Below are 14,385 nucleotides of genomic sequence, written 5' to 3' on the forward strand. Positions count from 1 at the left end.
CCCCAACTCGCTAGCCTGGCGCCTCCATTGACCAGGCTGGGGGCGGGCGGTTCGGGTGAGGGGCACACCGGGGGCGGCACGCGTCCACATCCTCTGCACGGCGGTCGGCGCCGTACTCTGCGTCCTCCCCGCGCTGTCCCCGGGGGCGGCGACGCCCTGGGGCACCCTGGCGCTCCTCGCCGCGCTCTACCTGGCCTGCGAACTTCCGGGCCGCTGCCCCTTCTTCGGCAGCTCCGTGCCGATCGGTGCCGGATCGTTCTTTCCCCTGCTGCTCGCCGCGGCGTTCCTGCTGCCTCCGTCCGCCGCCGCGCTCGTCGCCGTACCCGGCGCGCTCGCGGGCCGGGTGGAGCGCCCGCCCGCCACGGCCCGCCGTGTCTGGCGGGCCGCCCAACTCGCGCTGACCGTGGGGGCCGCCTCATGGGCGTACGCGCGTCTGGGCGGCCCCGCCACGCTCGGCGGGGCCTCGGGAGGTGCCGCGCCCGATCTTCCGTACGCCCTTCTCCCGGCCTGCGCGGCAGCTCTCGTCTTCAGTCTGGTGCTGGCCGCGCTGGACGGCTCGATCCTCGTCACGGCCGAGCGCGTGGCCGTCAGGCACGCCTGGCGCGGGCTGCCGGCCCGATCCGTGGGGCCGCATCTGGTGCACGCGCTCGCGGGGCTGATGATGGCCGTCCTGTGGCACAGCTCCTACGGCCCGCTGTCCGCGCTGGTGGTCCTGCTGCCGATGTACATCTCCTGCTGGGTCTTCGCGCAGTACCACCGCCAGCACGCCGCTCACCGCGCCACCATCAGGGCGCTCGTCCAGGCCGTCGACATCAAGGACGGCTACACCCGGGGTCACAGCGAGCGGGTCGGCCGCGCCTCCGAGCTGATCGCGCGCGAACTGGGCATGGAGGAGGACCGGATGGAAGCGCTCCGCTTCGCCGGCATCCTGCACGACGTCGGCAAGCTCGGCGTCCCCACCCGGGTCCTGCGCAAGGACGGGCCGCTCACCCCGGAGGAGCGCCGCGTCATCGAGCTGCACCCGGAGTACGGCCACGAGATCGTCCGGGGCATCGGCTTCCTGGACGAGGCGCGGGCCGCGATCCTGCACCACCACGAGCGGCTCGACGGCAGCGGCTATCCGTACGGCCTCGCCGGGGACCGGATCCCCGAGTTCGCCCGGGTCGTCGCCGTAGCCGACGCCTTCGACGCGATGACCTCGACCCGCTCCTACCGGCGCGGGCGGCCCGTCCCCGTGGCAGTGGAGGAGCTGAGGCGCTGCGCGGGGAGCCAGTTCGACCCGCGCATGGTCCGCGCGCTGGCGCGCGCCCTGGAGCGCCACGGCTGGTCCGCGGCGGCCAACACGGTCACCTCGGAGGAGGAGCCGGCCGGGCTGCCGCGGCAGCGGGCGGGGGCGCGGCCGCCCGCCACGGGGTCGCCGGACCGGCCCGGGCAGACCCGGTGAACCCGCTCCATCTGTCGCCGGCCGTCCTCGCGGTCCGTGGCGCCGCACTGGTCCTCGCGGCCGTCGCGCTCGGGCACACCCTGTGGAACGGCGTCGTCGAGCCCGGCCACGCCCTCGCTTTCGGAGTCCTGGTCACCGTGGGTGAGCTGGCCCGCTGGGGCGCCCTGCCCGGTGAGCGGGAGCCCGCGCCGCTGGGAGCGGCCGGGGCACTGGCGTACGCGCTGCTCGGGCGCAGCGCGGGACAGGAGACGGCGCACGGCGTGCTCCAGGTGATCACCGTCGTCGTGGCGGCGCAGCTGCTCGCCTCCGTGCCCCACACGGCGCGGGGCAGCGGCCCGGGGCCCGACCAGGCGGCCCGCCGTGTGCTGGCCGTGGCCTTCGCCGCCGTGTGTTTCCAGCCGCTCCACCACGCGGGCCTGTCGGAACGCTGGTTCGGCGAGGGGCCGTACTTCGCCCTCTTCCTGCTCGTGCTGCTGGTGCTCACCGCCCTGTGCGACGCCGTCCTCGCGGCTCTCACGGCCGGGGCCCCCCGTCCGTACGGGCCGCAGCTCCGCGACGAACTCCGCGCGCTCAGCGGCATCGGCTCCGCGGTCTGCGCGACCGGTGCCGTGATGGCGCTGGGGGTCGCCGTCGCGGGGCTGTGGGCCCTGCCGGTCCTGTGCGTACCGCTGCTGCTCACCCAGGTCTCGTTCCGCAGGTACGCCGCGGTCCGTACGACGTACCGGCAGACCATCGCGTCGCTGGCCCGGTCCACGGAGATCGCGGGCTACACCCCGCACGGGCACGCCCGCAGGGTGGCCGGGCTCTCGACGGCCGTCGGGCGTGAGCTCGGGCTCACCGGCCCCGAGCTGACCGTGCTGGAGTACGCGGCGCTGATGCACGACATCGGGCAGCTCTCGCTCGTCGACCCGGTGGCGGACGGGGCGACGGCCGTCCTCCCGGCCGCCGAGCAGCGCAGGATCGCGCTGCTCGGCGGGGCGGTGGTCCGTCAGACCGGTGTGGACCCCGCGGTCGCCGTGGTGGTGGAACAGCAGGCGGATCCGTACAGGGAACAGCAGACCTCCGCGAGGATCGTCCGTGCGGTCAACGCGTACGACGACCTGTGCGGGGAAGGCGTCAAGGGGTCCCTGCGGGCGCTGGAGCAGCTCAGGCTCGGCACCGGCCGCGACTACCAGCCACAGGTGGTGGAAGCACTGGCCAGAGTCCTGGCGCGGGGCGGCCCGGCCCCGGCCGGGGCCGGGTAACCCATGGGTAATGAGCGAGCGTCCGGCCGGGCATGGTTGGATGCGAAGAGAGCGGAAAACGAGGGTGTCCAGTCGGGACAGGCGGGAATCGTGAGGATCTTCGGGAAGGTACGGCATCGGCCGTCCGCCTCTTGGCGGCAGGCCACGGACCGCGCGTTCACGCTGATCGGCGACGGCCGGTACGAGGACGCGGGGGCGCTGCTGACGCGCGCGGCGGACCTGGAGCCCTGGCTCTCCGAGTCCTGGTTCAATCTGGCGCTGCTGCACAAGTTCCGGCACGACTGGGAACAGGCGAGGGCCGCGGGCCTGCGCGCCGTCGCCCTGCTGGACCGGGAGTCCGGGGCCCCGGACTGGTGGAACGTCGGGATCGCCGCCACCGCGCTGCAGGACTGGCCGCTGGCGCGCCGGGCCTGGCAGGCCTACGGGCTGCGGGTGCCGGGCAGCGGTCAGCACGGCGCGGCGGCCAACAGCGAGCCCACGGGCATGGAGCTGGGCAGCGCTGCCGTGCGGCTCTCGCCCGAGGGTGAGGCCGAGGTCGTCTGGGGACGCAGGCTGGACCCGGCACGGCTGGAGGTGCTGTCGATCCCGCTGCCGTCCTCGGGACGGCGCTGGGGCGAGGTCGTCCTGCACGACGGTGTGCCGAACGGCGAGCGGATCACGGCGGCCGGGCCGTCGTACCCGGTCTTCGACGAGATCGAGCTGTGGGCGCCCTCACCCGTCCCCACCTGGGTGGTCCTCCTGGAGGCCGCCACCGAGGCCGACCGGGACGCGCTGGAGAAGCTCGCCTCGGACGCCGGATTCGCCGCCGAGGACTGGTCGTCCTCCGTGCGGCTGCTCTGCCGCGCGTGTTCGGAGAGCAGGATGGAGAGCGACGAGGGTGACGGCGAACACCTGGACCCGCACGACCACAGTGAGCCGGGCCACCCCGGGCCCCTGGGCCACCGCACCGCCGGTGACCTGTGGGTGCCGGAGCGTGAGTGCGGCATAGCGGCCCCGGCCGGGCTGGTGCGCGGTCTGCTGGACGGCTGGGTGGCGGACAGCCCGGACAGCCGTGAGTGGCGGGATCTGGAAGAAGTCTGCTGATTCGTGCCCGTAGGCTGTACGGGCACCGATGCGGGTGCGGGTACTCACGGGTTCAGGGTTGCAGGAAGGCGAACGGCGGACATGTCGCAGCAGGAGACGGACGAGCAGACCGGTGTGGACGACGAGGGATTCCTCGTGGACACCGAGGACTGCGAGGCGCGCGAGGCGGCGCACCGAGAGCGCGGCACGTCCCGCCCCATCACGGTGGTCGGTAACCCGGTTCTGCACAAGGAGTGCGCCGACGTCACGGAGTTCGACGACGAGCTGGCGCGGCTGATCGACGACATGTTCGCCAGCCAGCGGACCGCGCAGGGCGTGGGCCTCGCAGCGAACCAGATCGGCGTGGACCGCAAGGTCTTCGTCTACGACTGCCCGGACGACGACGGGGTCCGGCACGTCGGCGCGATCTGCAACCCGGTGCTGGAGGATCTCGCCCCGGAGCAGCGCAACCTCGACGACTCCAGCGAGGGCTGCCTCTCCGTGCCCACGGCGTACGCGGCGCTCGCGCGCCCCGACTACGCGGTCGTGCGCGGTCAGGACGCCCAGGGCAACGCGGTGAAGGTCCGGGGGAGCGGCTACTTCGCGCGCTGCCTCCAGCACGAGACGGACCACCTGTACGGCTACCTCTACATCGACCGGCTCTCGAAGCGGGACCGCAAGGCGGCGCTGAAGGAGATGGCCGAGGGCACCCCGCGCTACGAGGTCGTCCCGAACGACTGAGTCCCCTCGCTGTCGGGAGAGGGCCCCGCCGCAGGCGGGGCCCTCTCCCGCGTCCGGAGGAGCGGGCGGACGAAGGGGCTTCGTCAACCAGCGTTCTCCGTCGCGTAGTTGACGCGCGTCGACCTGTCCGCCAGGCTCGTCCCCACGCCACGCCTCTACGCCTCACCGTGCAGGGAGACCCCCATGCTCAGACGTACCGCACATCTGCTGCTCGGCCTTGTCATGACCATGGCTTTCGCCGTCGGCGGCGCTGTCGTCACCGCGGGCACCGCGCAGGCCGACGGCTGTTTCACCTGGACCCGCACCCTGTCGTCCGGCGCCACCGGCAACGACGTCACCCAGCTCCAGATCCGGGTGGCCGGCTATCCGGGATACAACTCCGTGCTCGCCGTCGACGGCTCGTACGGCCCCGCCACCACGGCCGCGGTCAAGCGCTTCCAGTCCGCGTACGGCCTCGCCGCAGACGGGGTCGCCGGGCCGGCCACGCAGAACAAGCTCTACGCGCTCCAGGACGACGACTGCACCCCCGTCAACTTCACCTACCCCGAGCTCAACACGTGCAACAGCACCTGGGCGGGCGGTGCGGTCGCCGCGGGAACGGCCAAGGCCAACGCCCTGAGCAGCATGTGGAAGCTGCAGGCCCTTCGGCACGCGCTGGGCGACCAGCCCCTCCGGGTCACCAGCGGCTTCAGGTCCACCTCCTGCAACTCGGCGGTCGGCGGAGCCACGAACAGCCGCCATCTGTACGGTGACGCCGTCGACCTCGGTTCCGGACCGCACTCGCTGTGCACCATCGCCCAGCAGGCCCGTAACCACGGCTTCAACGGGATCCTCGGCCCGGGCTACGCCGGCCACAGCGACCACATCCACGTGAACCAGGGGCCGAGCCACTTCTGGTCCGCCTCGCAGTGCGGCATCTGAGCGTACGCACGCGGTGACCGCGCCTCGCGCGGCGAGCCCCGTCCGGGATGTGCATCCGGACGGGGCTCCGTCGTGACGGGGAAGCAGGGAGGTCAGGCGGTGCGAGGTCCGGAGCGAGAGCTTCCGTCAGCTCACCCGCGAAGCGGCGGGCGTCGGCGGCCGTGCGGGCGTCGGTTCTGCCGGATCACGTACGGATCAGGCGACTTCCCGCATCAAGGCCGGGCCGCGGAAGGCGCGGCGGTAGGAGTTGGGGGTCGTGCCCAGCGAACGTACGAACTGGTGGCGCAGCGCCGCCGCGGTCCCGAAACCGGTCTGTCCCGCGATCGTGTCCATGGTCTCGTCCGAGGTCTCCAGCAGGTGCTGTGCCAGCAGCACGCGCTGCCGGAGCAGCCAGCGGTACGGGGTGGTGCCGGTCTCCTGCTGGAAGCGGCGGGCGAAGGTCCGGGGCGACATGTGGGTCTGGGCGGCCAGCTGTTCGACGGTCATCTCCTGATCGAGGTGGCGCTCCATCCAGGCGAGCGTCTCGCCGACCGTGTCGCACCGGGTGCGGGGCAGCGGACGCTCGATGTACTGCGCCTGGCCGCCGTCCCGGTGCGGGGGGACCACCATGCGGCGCGCCAGGGCGTTCGCGACGGCGGGCCCGTGCGCCTGGCGCACCAGGTGCAGGGCGGCGTCGATGCCGGCGGCCGTACCCGCCGACGTGATGACCGGGCCCTCGTCCACGTAGAGCACGTCCGGCTCCACCTGGGCCTTCGGGAAGCGGCGGGCCAGTTCGTCGGAGTGCCGCCAGTGCGTGGTGCAGCGGCGGCCGTCGAGCAGCCCGGCGGCGCCGAGGACGAAGGCGCCGGAGCAGACGCTCAGCACCCGGGCGCCACGCTCCACCGCCCGGCGCAGGGCGTCGAGGACCTCCTCGGGGTACTCCCGGTCGAGGAAGTGACTCCCGGCGGGGACGGCGATGAGGTCGGCCTCCTCCAGGCGTTCCGGTCCGTGGGGGATGCCGAGGGTGAACCCGGCGTGGGTCCGCAGGACCGGGCCTTCCGCGGACACGACGGCGAAGTCGTGCACAGGGAGCCCGTCCTCGGAGCGGTCGAGGCCGAACACCTCGCACAGGACGCCGAGTTCGAAAGGGTGGACCTCATCCATCAGCAGGACGGCGACATTGTTCAGCATGACGGCAGTGTGGCAGCAATTCGATGGTGTGTGACAGTCCTGCCACTGACCAAATCCTGGCGCGCGGACGACAGTAGAGCCATGAACACATTCCTGAGCTACCTGGCCGTAGCCGCACTTTTCGCCCTCGTCCTGCTGCCCGCCGTTCTCGGCCTCGCACGGGAGCGCCGGATCGACCGCGAACTGAGGGACGCGCAACGGGGCCGGGGGGACACACCCCCGGAAACGGCAGGCGCCGCGCAGCCGCTCACAGCCACGCGGCGCCCTTACATCAGGTCCTGGGCGCGGATCTAGAAGTCGTCGTCGAAGCCGACCGAGCCCTCCACCGCCACCTGGTACGCGGAGGGGCGCCGCTCGAAGAAGTTCGTCAGCTCCTGCACCCCCTGGAGCTCCATGAACGAGAACGGGTTCTCGGAACCGTAGAGCGCGGGGAAGCCGAGCCGGGTGAGCCGCTGGTCGGCGACGCACTCCAGGTACTGGCGCATCGACTCGGTGTTCATCCCCGGCAGGCCCTCGCCGCACAGGTCGCGGCCGAACTGCAGCTCCGCCTCGACAGCCTCCCGCAGCATGTCGGTGACCTGCTGCTGGAGCTCGTCGTCGAAGAGGTCCGGCTCCTCCTTGCGGACGGTGTCCACGACCTCGAAGGCGAAGTTCATGTGCATCGTCTCGTCACGGAACACCCAGTTGGTGCCCGTGGCGAGACCGTGCAGCAGACCGCGCGAGCGGAACCAGTAGACGTACGCGAACGCGCCGTAGAAGAACAGCCCCTCGATGCACGCGGCGAAGCAGATCAGGTTGAGCAGGAAGCGCCGGCGGTCCGCCTTGGTCTCCAGCCGCTCGATCTTCTCGACCGAGTCCATCCACCTGAAGCAGAACTGCGCCTTCTCGCGGATCGAGGGGATCTCCTCGACCGCGTCGAAGGCCGCCGCACGGTCCTCCGGGTCGGGCAGATAGGTGTCGAGCAGCGTCAGATAGAACTGGACGTGCACGGCCTCCTCGAACAGCTGACGCGACAGGTAGAGCCGCGCCTCGGGCGAATTGATGTGCTTGTAGAGCGTCAGCACCAGGTTGTTGGAGACGATCGAGTCACCCGTCGCGAAGAACGCGACCAGCCGGCCGATCATGTGCTGCTCACCGGGTGAGAGCTTGGCGAGGTCGGCGACGTCGGAGTGCAGGTCGACCTCCTCCACCGTCCAGGTGTTCTTGATCGCGTCCCGGTAGCGCTCGTAGAAGTCCGGGTAGCGCATGGGGCGCAGGGTCAGTTCGAAGCCCGGGTCGAGCAGGTTCTTGTTCTCGGACGTGGTCATCACTGGCAGGCCTCGCAGGACTCGGGGTTTTCGAGGGAGCAGGCGATCGCGTCCGCGTCGGGAGCCGTCGCCTGCTGTACGGGAACGGTGGCAGCGGCGGCGGCCTTGCCGGAGGCCGCGCGGGCGATCCGGGTCGCCGGGCGCGACCGCAGGTAGTACGTCGTCTTCAGCCCCTGCTTCCAGGCGTACGCGTACATCGAGGAGAGCTTGCCGATCGTCGGCGTCTCCAGGAACAGGTTGAGCGACTGGCTCTGGTCGAGGAACGGCGTACGGGCAGCCGCCATGTCGATCAGGCCGCGCTGCGGGATCTCCCACGCCGTGCGGTACAGCGCCCGCACCTCCTCGGGGATCCAGGCGAAGCCCTGCACGGAGCCGCTCGCCTCGCGCAGCGCCTCACGGGTCCGCGCGTCCCAGACGCCGAGCCTCTTCAGTTCGTCGACCAGATAGGCGTTGACCTGGAGGAACTCTCCGCTGAGCGTCTCGCGCTTGAAGAGGTTGGAGACCTGCGGCTCGATGCACTCGTACACCCCGGCGATCGAGGCGATCGTCGCCGTCGGCGCGATGGCGAGCAGCAGCGAGTTGCGCATGCCGGTCTTCGCGATCCGGGCGCGCAGCGCGTCCCAGCGCTCCGGCCAGTTCAGCTCGGTGGCGTAGTGGTCCGGGTGCAGGACGCCGCGCGCCGCGCGGGTCTCGGACCAGGCGGGCAGCGGGCCGGACCGTTCGGCGAGGGCGCAGGAGGCCTCGTAGGCGGCCAGCATGATCCGCTCGGAGATCTTCGTGGAGAGCGCGCGGGCCTCGGGGGAGTCGAACGGCAGGCGCAGCTGGAAGAACACGTCCTGGAGGCCCATCGCGCCCAGGCCCACCGGGCGCCAGCGGGCGTTGGAGCGGCCGGCCTGCTCGGTCGGGTAGAAGTTGATGTCCACCACGCGGTCGAGGAAGGTCACCGCCGTGCGGACGGTGGCGTCCAGCCGCTCCCAGTCGATGGTGCCGTCGGCGACGAACGCGCCCAGGTTGACCGAACCGAGGTTGCAGACGGCCGTCTCGCCGTCGTCCGTGACTTCGAGGATCTCCGTGCACAGGTTCGAGGAGTGCACGACGCGGCCCGGCTCGGCGGTCTGGTTCGCCGTGCGGTTGGAGGCGTCCTTGAACGTCATCCAGCCCTGCCCGGTCTGGGCGAGGGTCCGCATCATCCTGCCGTACAGCTCACGGGCCGGCAGCGTCTTGCGGGCCAGCCCCTTGGCCTCGGCGGTGCGGTAGGCGGCGTCGAACTCGTCGCCCCACAGGTCCACGAGCTCGGGGGCGTCGGCCGGGGAGAACAGCGACCACTCCGTGTCCGCGTCGACGCGGCGCATGAACTCGTCCGGGATCCAGTGCGCCAGGTTGAGGTTGTGCGTACGGCGCTGGTCCTCGCCGGTGTTGTCGCGCAGCTCCAGGAACTCCTCGATGTCCGCGTGCCACGTCTCCAGGTAGACGGCTGCGGCACCCTTGCGGCGGCCGCCCTGGTTCACCGCGGCGACCGAGGCGTCGAGCGTCTTCAGGAACGGCACGATGCCGTTGGAGTGCCCGTTCGTGCCGCGGATGAGCGAACCCCGGGCGCGGACACGGGAGTACGAGAGCCCGATGCCGCCCGCGTGCTTGGAGAGGCGCGCCACCTGGTGGTAGCGGTCGTAGATCGAGTCCAGCTCGTCCAGCGGCGAGTCCAGCAGGTAGCAGGACGACATCTGCGGGTGGCGGGTGCCCGAGTTGAAGAGGGTGGGGGAGGAGGGCAGGTAGTCGAGCCGGTTCATCAGGCCGTACAGCGCGGCCACTTCCTCCAGAGCCCGCTCGGAGGTGTCCTCGGCGAGCCCGGCGGCGACGCGCAGCATGAAGTGCTGCGGGGTCTCGACGACGTCGCGGGTGAGCGGGTGGCGCAGCAGGTACCGGCTGTGCAGCGTCCGCAGCCCGAAGTAGCCGAAGCGGTCGTCGGCGCCGTCGGCGAGCGCCTGGTCGACCAGTGTGTCGAGGGCGGCGGCGTGCAGCGTGACGAACTCGGCCGTACGGTCCGCGATCAGGCCCTCGCGATGTCCGACGGCGACCGACGCGGAGAAGGAGACAGCGCCCTGGCCGGCGGCCTCGTCCGCGATGGCCCTGGTGAGGAGCCGGGCGGCGAGCCGGGAGTAGGCGGGGTCCTCGGAGATCAGGCCGGCGGCGGCCTCGGTGGCCAGCGAACGCAGCTCGGCCTCGTCCGACCGGGCGTTGCGGCCGCGCAGTGCGGCGGCGGCCACCCGTCCGGGGTCGGTGTCGGGCAGATCGGCGGTGAGGCCGGTCAGGGTCCGCAGCAGTGCGGTCCCGGGCGCGTCGGTCGTGCGGCCTTCGGATTCCGTGGCGGAAACCGGGTCGGCTGGCGCGATGGTCACTGGGGCTATCCCTCGCTCGGCTCAGGGCCTGCGGGAGCGGGGCAGCCGGGCACGGCGGTGCCCGGGGAGGGGCAGCACGGCGCACAGCGTCCACCGGCCCTCCGCGGGGCCCGGACGTATCGGCGCCCGGTTCGGTCGAGCCGGGCGCACTGTCGACAGGTCTTCGGACTTCGGGGTGCGGATGAGCACACCGATCACACCGTTGCGGGACAGTTCCGGATTCTCACCGGATTCCCCTGCGGCGACAGCGAGGTCGAGCATACATGTGGGGGCTGCCGATGGAAGAAGCCCCCACATCTTGTGTCGTGAAGGGTCAGAGCTCCAGGCGGAATGTCAGGAGCGCGAGCTCCGGCAGGGGGTACCAGTCCCGCTCAGGAGTCCGTACGAAGCCGAGGCGGCGGTATATCCGATGGGCGCCCAGCATGGCCGGGGCCGTCGACAGGACGATCCCCGAGACGCCCTCGGCGGCCCGTGCCCGCTCGACGCAGGCCCGTACGAGCGCCTCGCCCGCGCCCCTCCCACGGGCCTCCGGCGAGACGGCCAGCATCCGGAACTCGGCCTCGTCCTCCCCGGCGATGTCCGCCCACGGGCTGCCCGGCGCGACGTAGGTGACACCACCCAGCAACCGGCCGTCGGCGTCCAGCGCGACCAGCACCTCGGCCTCGGCGGCCCGCCGCCCGACCGCGCGGAGCTGTTCCAGGTAGGGGTCGTCGGCGCCGAAGTCCAGGAGTCCGTCGCCCAGATACGCCTGCGCGGTGATCTCGCCCAGCTCCTCGAACTGAGCTGGCAGGGCCGGCCTGATCGATAGGTCCATGGGCGGCAGTCTGCCCCAGGGGCCGGGTGCGGCGCGCCCCGGTTTCGGAGGCCGACGGCCCCCGGGGGGGCCTGATACGACTCCGTCCCGGCAGGGCGGACCCTGCCGGGACGGACGTCGTGCGTCGGCGCGACCGCTGTGGGGTCAGCGGCCGCCAGGGGCGCCCGCCGTGGGCGCCGGGTCGCCGGGGGCGCCCGCCGTGGGCGCCGGGAGCTCGACCTTGACGCCGGGGTCGCCCGCGTCCGCCGTGTAGTCCGACGGGGAGGTCTCGTCCACACCGGCCGGCGCCTTCACCGCGTGGAGGACGACGGTCAGCACGAGCACGACGACGACGTTCAGCACGAACGCGGTGAGACCGATGTAGCCGATCTCGCCGAGGCCCGGGATCTCCTTCGAGGACCCGCCGAAGTGCTTCTGGGTCGGACTGGCGACGCCGTACGCGGCCGCCGTGCCGTAGACCATGCCGACCGCCCAGCCGGCGATCAGGGCCCAGCGGTGGAACCACCGGGTGAAGAGGCCGCCCACCAGGGCCGGCATCGTCTGGAGGATCCAGATGCCGCCCAGCAGCTGGAAGTTGATCGCGACCGTCTTGTCCATGGTGAGGACGAAGGCGAGCGCGCCGACCTTGACCAGCAGCGAGACCAGCTTGGAGACCTTCGTCTCCTGGGCCGGGGTCGCGTCAGGCTTCAGGAAGTCCTTGTAGATGTTGCGGGTGAAGAGGTTCGCCGCGGCGATCGACATGATCGCGGCGGGCACCAGGGCACCGATGCCGATCGCGGCGAACGCCACGCCCGCGAACCAGTCCGGGAACATGTTCTCGAAGAGCTGCGGAATGGCGAGCTGGCCGTTGTCGACCTTGACCCCGGCCGCGATCGCCATGAATCCGAGCAGTGCCAGCAGACCCAGCATCAGCGAGTACAGGGGCAGGATCGTGGTGTTGCGCCGGATCACCTCACGGCTGCGGCTGGAGAGCGTCGCCGTGATCGAGTGCGGGTACATGAAGAGCGCCAGCGCCGAGCCCAGGGCCAGGGTGGCGTATCCCCACTGGCCGGAGACCCCGGGTGCGAGCCCGGCCACCGGTTTGCCGGCCGCCTCGTTCGCGGCGGAGAACTTCTCGCCGGCCGCGGCGAAGATGTCGTCGAACCCGCCCAGCTTGATCGGGATGTAGATGATCGCCACCGCGATGACCAGGTAGATCAGCCCGTCCTTGACGAACGCGATCAGCGCCGGTGCGCGCAGCCCCGAGGAGTAGGTGTACGCGGCGAGGACGGCGAAGGCGATGAGCAGCGGCAGGTCCTTGATGAACCAGTGCGTGTCCTCGCCGCCGCCGACGCCCATGACGTCCAGGACGGCCTGGATGCCGACCAGTTGGAGCGCGATGTACGGCATCGTGGCGAGGATGCCGGTGACGGCGACCGCCAGCGAGAGCCCCTTCGAGCCGAAGCGGCCACGGACGAAGTCCGAGGTGGTGACGTAGCCGTGCTTGTGCGACACCGACCAAAGACGCGGCAGGAAGGTGAAGATCAGCGGGTAGACGAGGATCGTGTAGGGGACGGCGAAGAAGCCGGCCGCGCCCGCCGCGTAGACCGCCGCGGGCACCGCGACGAAGGTGTACGCCGTGTAGAGGTCGCCGCCGAGCAGGAACCAGGTGACCCAGGTGCCGAACGACCGGCCGCCCAGGCCCCATTCGTCGAGGCTGGCCTCGTTCTCGGCCTTGCGCCAGCGCGCGGCCATGAAACCGATGACCGTGACGGCCACGAAGAAGAAGATGAATACGGCGAGTGCGATGCCGTTCACGCCGTCCTTCATGCTGACGCACCCCCCTTGCGGGCGCGCTGGTCACGCTGCCACAGCTTGTACGCGATCATGGTGAGAGCGGTCGAGATGAGCACCCACAGCATCTGGTACCAGTAGAAGAACGGGATGCCTATGAAGGTCGGATCGACCTTCGCGTACGACCCGACCCAGAGCATCGCCACGAACGGAGCGATCAGGCAGAGCCCGATGACCACCCTCATGGGTGTCACTGTCGGTGGTTTCGCATCAGTATCTTCTGGCATGTGGCGCTCCGTCCCCTCGCTGATCACCTGGTGTAATGCGCAGGAAATCTAAGCGAATGCCCCGTCCACCGTCACCCCCTGTCCGCATTGCGGTCCTGCAACGTTCCGGCGTCGCCCGAAATGCCTGATCCCCCCGCGTGTGCAGGGGGATCAGAGGTACCGGGGCCCTGAAGGTGCTCAGTCGGTGGGGCGCTTCAGACGGGCGACGAACTTGTACCGGTCGCCCCGGTACACCGAGCGCACCCACTCCACCGGTTCGCCCCCTCCGTCGATCGAATGCCGGGACAGCATGAGCATCGGGAGGCCGACGTCCGTGCCGAGCAGCCCCGCCTCGCGCGGCGTGGCGAGCGAGGTCTCGATGGTCTCCTCGGCCTCGGCGAGCCGGACGTCGTACACCTCGGCCAGCGCGGTGTAGAGCGAGGTGTACTTCACCAGTGAACGGCGCAGCGCGGGAAAGCGCTTGGCCGAGAGGTGGGTGGTCTCGATGGCCATCGGTTCACCGCTGGCGAGCCGGAGCCGCTCGATCCGCAGCACCCGGCCGCCGGTCGTGATGTCCAGCAGCCCGGCGAGCGTGTCGTCCGCCGTGACGTAGCCGATGTCCAGCAGCTGGGATGTGGGTTCCAGGCCCTGGGCGCGCATGTCCTCGGTGTACGAGGTGAGTTGCAGGGCCTGGGAGACCTTCGGCTTGGCGACGAAGGTGCCCTTGCCCTGGATGCGCTCCAGCCGGCCCTCGACCACCAGCTCCTGGAGGGCCTGACGCACCGTGGTGCGCGAGGTGTCGAACTCCGCCGCCAGGGTCCGTTCGGGCGGCACCGGGGTGCCGGGCGGCATGGTGTCCGTCATTTCGAGGAGATGGCGCTTGAGCCGGTAGTACTTCGGGACGCGTGCCGTGCGCGCTCCCGCACCGGTCTCGCTCGTACTGCTGCCCCCGTCGGCACCCATGGCCCGCCTTCCCGACTGCTGCGTTGCTGCCGTCACCGGCTCCTCCGTCTGTCGCGGCTCACATGGTGGCACGGTCCGGTCACGGGTCGTCGCCCTCCCTCAGGTGTCGGTCCGATAACGGACGCGAGTGCACTTCTTATACACCCTTGACACCCCTAAAGGTCTAGGCCAAGCTCCCGGTACTGGTCTAAACCATTAAAGACCAGGTCCCAGACCCACAGGTAGCGCCAGGCGTACGTCTTCGCGGTGGGCGGGGGGTTGCTGGTATCCCTGAGGAGGGTGTG

At 71.1% G+C, this 14,385-nt stretch carries 13 protein-coding genes and 1 riboswitch; of the genes, 6 read left to right on the forward strand and 7 right to left on the reverse strand.

The genetic code is table 11. The annotated features are described in order from the left end of the window. Positions 1–55 precede the first annotated feature (55 nt). From ACIBCU_RS10460 to ACIBCU_RS10480, 5 genes are all read left to right on the forward strand, one after another. Positions 56–1,444 (forward strand): HD-GYP domain-containing protein, encoded by a 1,389-nt coding sequence (locus tag ACIBCU_RS10460; RefSeq protein ID WP_362933578.1) that lies wholly within the window; start codon positions 56–58, stop codon positions 1,442–1,444. Further along, a complete protein-coding gene (locus ACIBCU_RS10465) occupies positions 1,441–2,688 on the forward strand; it encodes an HD-GYP domain-containing protein (RefSeq protein WP_399230585.1) in 1,248 nt (415 codons plus the stop codon). Before ACIBCU_RS10460 ends, ACIBCU_RS10465 begins: the two co-directional genes overlap by 4 nt. A 90-nt stretch (positions 2,689–2,778) precedes the next feature. Continuing rightward, positions 2,779–3,771 (forward strand): hypothetical protein, encoded by a 993-nt coding sequence (locus tag ACIBCU_RS10470; RefSeq protein ID WP_362935253.1) that lies wholly within the window; start codon positions 2,779–2,781, stop codon positions 3,769–3,771. An 81-nt stretch (positions 3,772–3,852) separates the two neighbouring features. Next, a complete protein-coding gene (def, locus tag ACIBCU_RS10475) occupies positions 3,853–4,491 on the forward strand; it encodes a peptide deformylase (RefSeq protein WP_356716796.1) in 639 nt (212 codons plus the stop codon). 183 nt (positions 4,492–4,674) lie between these two features. Further along, on the forward strand, positions 4,675–5,412 hold the full coding sequence (locus ACIBCU_RS10480; RefSeq protein ID WP_399230587.1) for a D-Ala-D-Ala carboxypeptidase family metallohydrolase: 738 nt from the start codon (positions 4,675–4,677) through the stop codon (positions 5,410–5,412). Positions 5,413–5,607: 195 nt separating this feature from the next. Here ACIBCU_RS10480 and ACIBCU_RS10485 read toward each other — a convergent pair whose 3' ends face one another. Continuing rightward, positions 5,608–6,582 carry a GlxA family transcriptional regulator gene (locus tag ACIBCU_RS10485; RefSeq protein WP_399230590.1) on the reverse strand — a complete coding sequence of 325 codons (975 nt, stop codon included), beginning with the start codon at positions 6,580–6,582 and terminating at the stop codon, positions 5,608–5,610. An 81-nt stretch (positions 6,583–6,663) separates the two neighbouring features. Here ACIBCU_RS10485 and ACIBCU_RS10490 point away from each other — a divergent pair, with 81 nt between their 5' ends. Beyond that, positions 6,664–6,876, forward strand: a complete 213-nt coding sequence (locus ACIBCU_RS10490; protein WP_362935241.1) for a hypothetical protein — start codon at positions 6,664–6,666, stop codon at positions 6,874–6,876. Here ACIBCU_RS10490 and ACIBCU_RS10495 read toward each other — a convergent pair. From ACIBCU_RS10495 to ACIBCU_RS10520, 6 genes are all read right to left on the reverse strand, one after another. Next, positions 6,873–7,889 (reverse strand): ribonucleotide-diphosphate reductase subunit beta, encoded by a 1,017-nt coding sequence (locus tag ACIBCU_RS10495; RefSeq protein WP_362935238.1) that lies wholly within the window; start codon positions 7,887–7,889, stop codon positions 6,873–6,875. The genes ACIBCU_RS10490 and ACIBCU_RS10495 overlap by 4 nt on opposite strands. After that, positions 7,889–10,285: a ribonucleoside-diphosphate reductase subunit alpha gene (locus ACIBCU_RS10500; RefSeq protein ID WP_399230593.1), complete on the reverse strand. Its 2,397-nt coding sequence runs from the start codon at positions 10,283–10,285 to the stop codon at positions 7,889–7,891. Before ACIBCU_RS10500 ends, ACIBCU_RS10495 begins: the two co-directional genes overlap by 1 nt. 136 nt (positions 10,286–10,421) lie before the next feature. Next, a riboswitch (cobalamin riboswitch) is annotated at positions 10,422–10,558 on the reverse strand. Positions 10,559–10,598: 40 nt separating this feature from the next. Beyond that, a complete protein-coding gene (locus ACIBCU_RS10505; protein ID WP_362935232.1) occupies positions 10,599–11,099 on the reverse strand; it encodes a GNAT family N-acetyltransferase in 501 nt (166 codons plus the stop codon). Positions 11,100–11,243: 144 nt separating this feature from the next. Next, on the reverse strand, positions 11,244–12,908 hold the full coding sequence (gene mctP, locus ACIBCU_RS10510) for a monocarboxylate uptake permease MctP (RefSeq protein WP_399230595.1): 1,665 nt from the start codon (positions 12,906–12,908) through the stop codon (positions 11,244–11,246). Further along, positions 12,905–13,159 carry a DUF3311 domain-containing protein gene (locus tag ACIBCU_RS10515; RefSeq protein ID WP_362935226.1) on the reverse strand — a complete coding sequence of 85 codons (255 nt, stop codon included), beginning with the start codon at positions 13,157–13,159 and terminating at the stop codon, positions 12,905–12,907. Before ACIBCU_RS10515 ends, mctP begins: the two co-directional genes overlap by 4 nt. Before the next feature lie 177 nt (positions 13,160–13,336). Then, positions 13,337–14,101: a GntR family transcriptional regulator gene (locus ACIBCU_RS10520; RefSeq protein ID WP_104788968.1), complete on the reverse strand. Its 765-nt coding sequence runs from the start codon at positions 14,099–14,101 to the stop codon at positions 13,337–13,339. Positions 14,102–14,385 lie beyond the last annotated feature (284 nt).

The sequence above is a fragment of the Streptomyces sp. NPDC051064 genome (assembly GCF_044455985.1).
Taxonomy (GTDB): Bacteria; Actinomycetota; Actinomycetes; order Streptomycetales; family Streptomycetaceae; genus Streptomyces.

Excerpts from the sequence above, each read along its gene's own strand:
- def (WP_356716796.1), top strand. The coding sequence starts at position 3,853 with ATGTCGCAGCAGGAGACGGACGAGCAGACCGGTGTGGACGACGAGGGA.
- ACIBCU_RS10480 (WP_399230587.1), top strand. The coding sequence starts at position 4,675 with ATGCTCAGACGTACCGCACATCTGCTGCTCGGCCTTGTCATGACCATG.
- ACIBCU_RS10485 (WP_399230590.1), bottom strand. The coding sequence starts at position 6,582 with ATGCTGAACAATGTCGCCGTCCTGCTGATGGATGAGGTCCACCCTTTC.
- ACIBCU_RS10490 (WP_362935241.1), top strand. The coding sequence starts at position 6,664 with ATGAACACATTCCTGAGCTACCTGGCCGTAGCCGCACTTTTCGCCCTC.
- ACIBCU_RS10495 (WP_362935238.1), bottom strand. The coding sequence starts at position 7,889 with ATGACCACGTCCGAGAACAAGAACCTGCTCGACCCGGGCTTCGAACTG.
- ACIBCU_RS10505 (WP_362935232.1), bottom strand. The coding sequence starts at position 11,099 with ATGGACCTATCGATCAGGCCGGCCCTGCCAGCTCAGTTCGAGGAGCTG.
- mctP (WP_399230595.1), bottom strand. The coding sequence starts at position 12,908 with ATGAAGGACGGCGTGAACGGCATCGCACTCGCCGTATTCATCTTCTTC.
- ACIBCU_RS10515 (WP_362935226.1), bottom strand. The coding sequence starts at position 13,159 with ATGCCAGAAGATACTGATGCGAAACCACCGACAGTGACACCCATGAGG.
- ACIBCU_RS10520 (WP_104788968.1), bottom strand. The coding sequence starts at position 14,101 with ATGGGTGCCGACGGGGGCAGCAGTACGAGCGAGACCGGTGCGGGAGCG.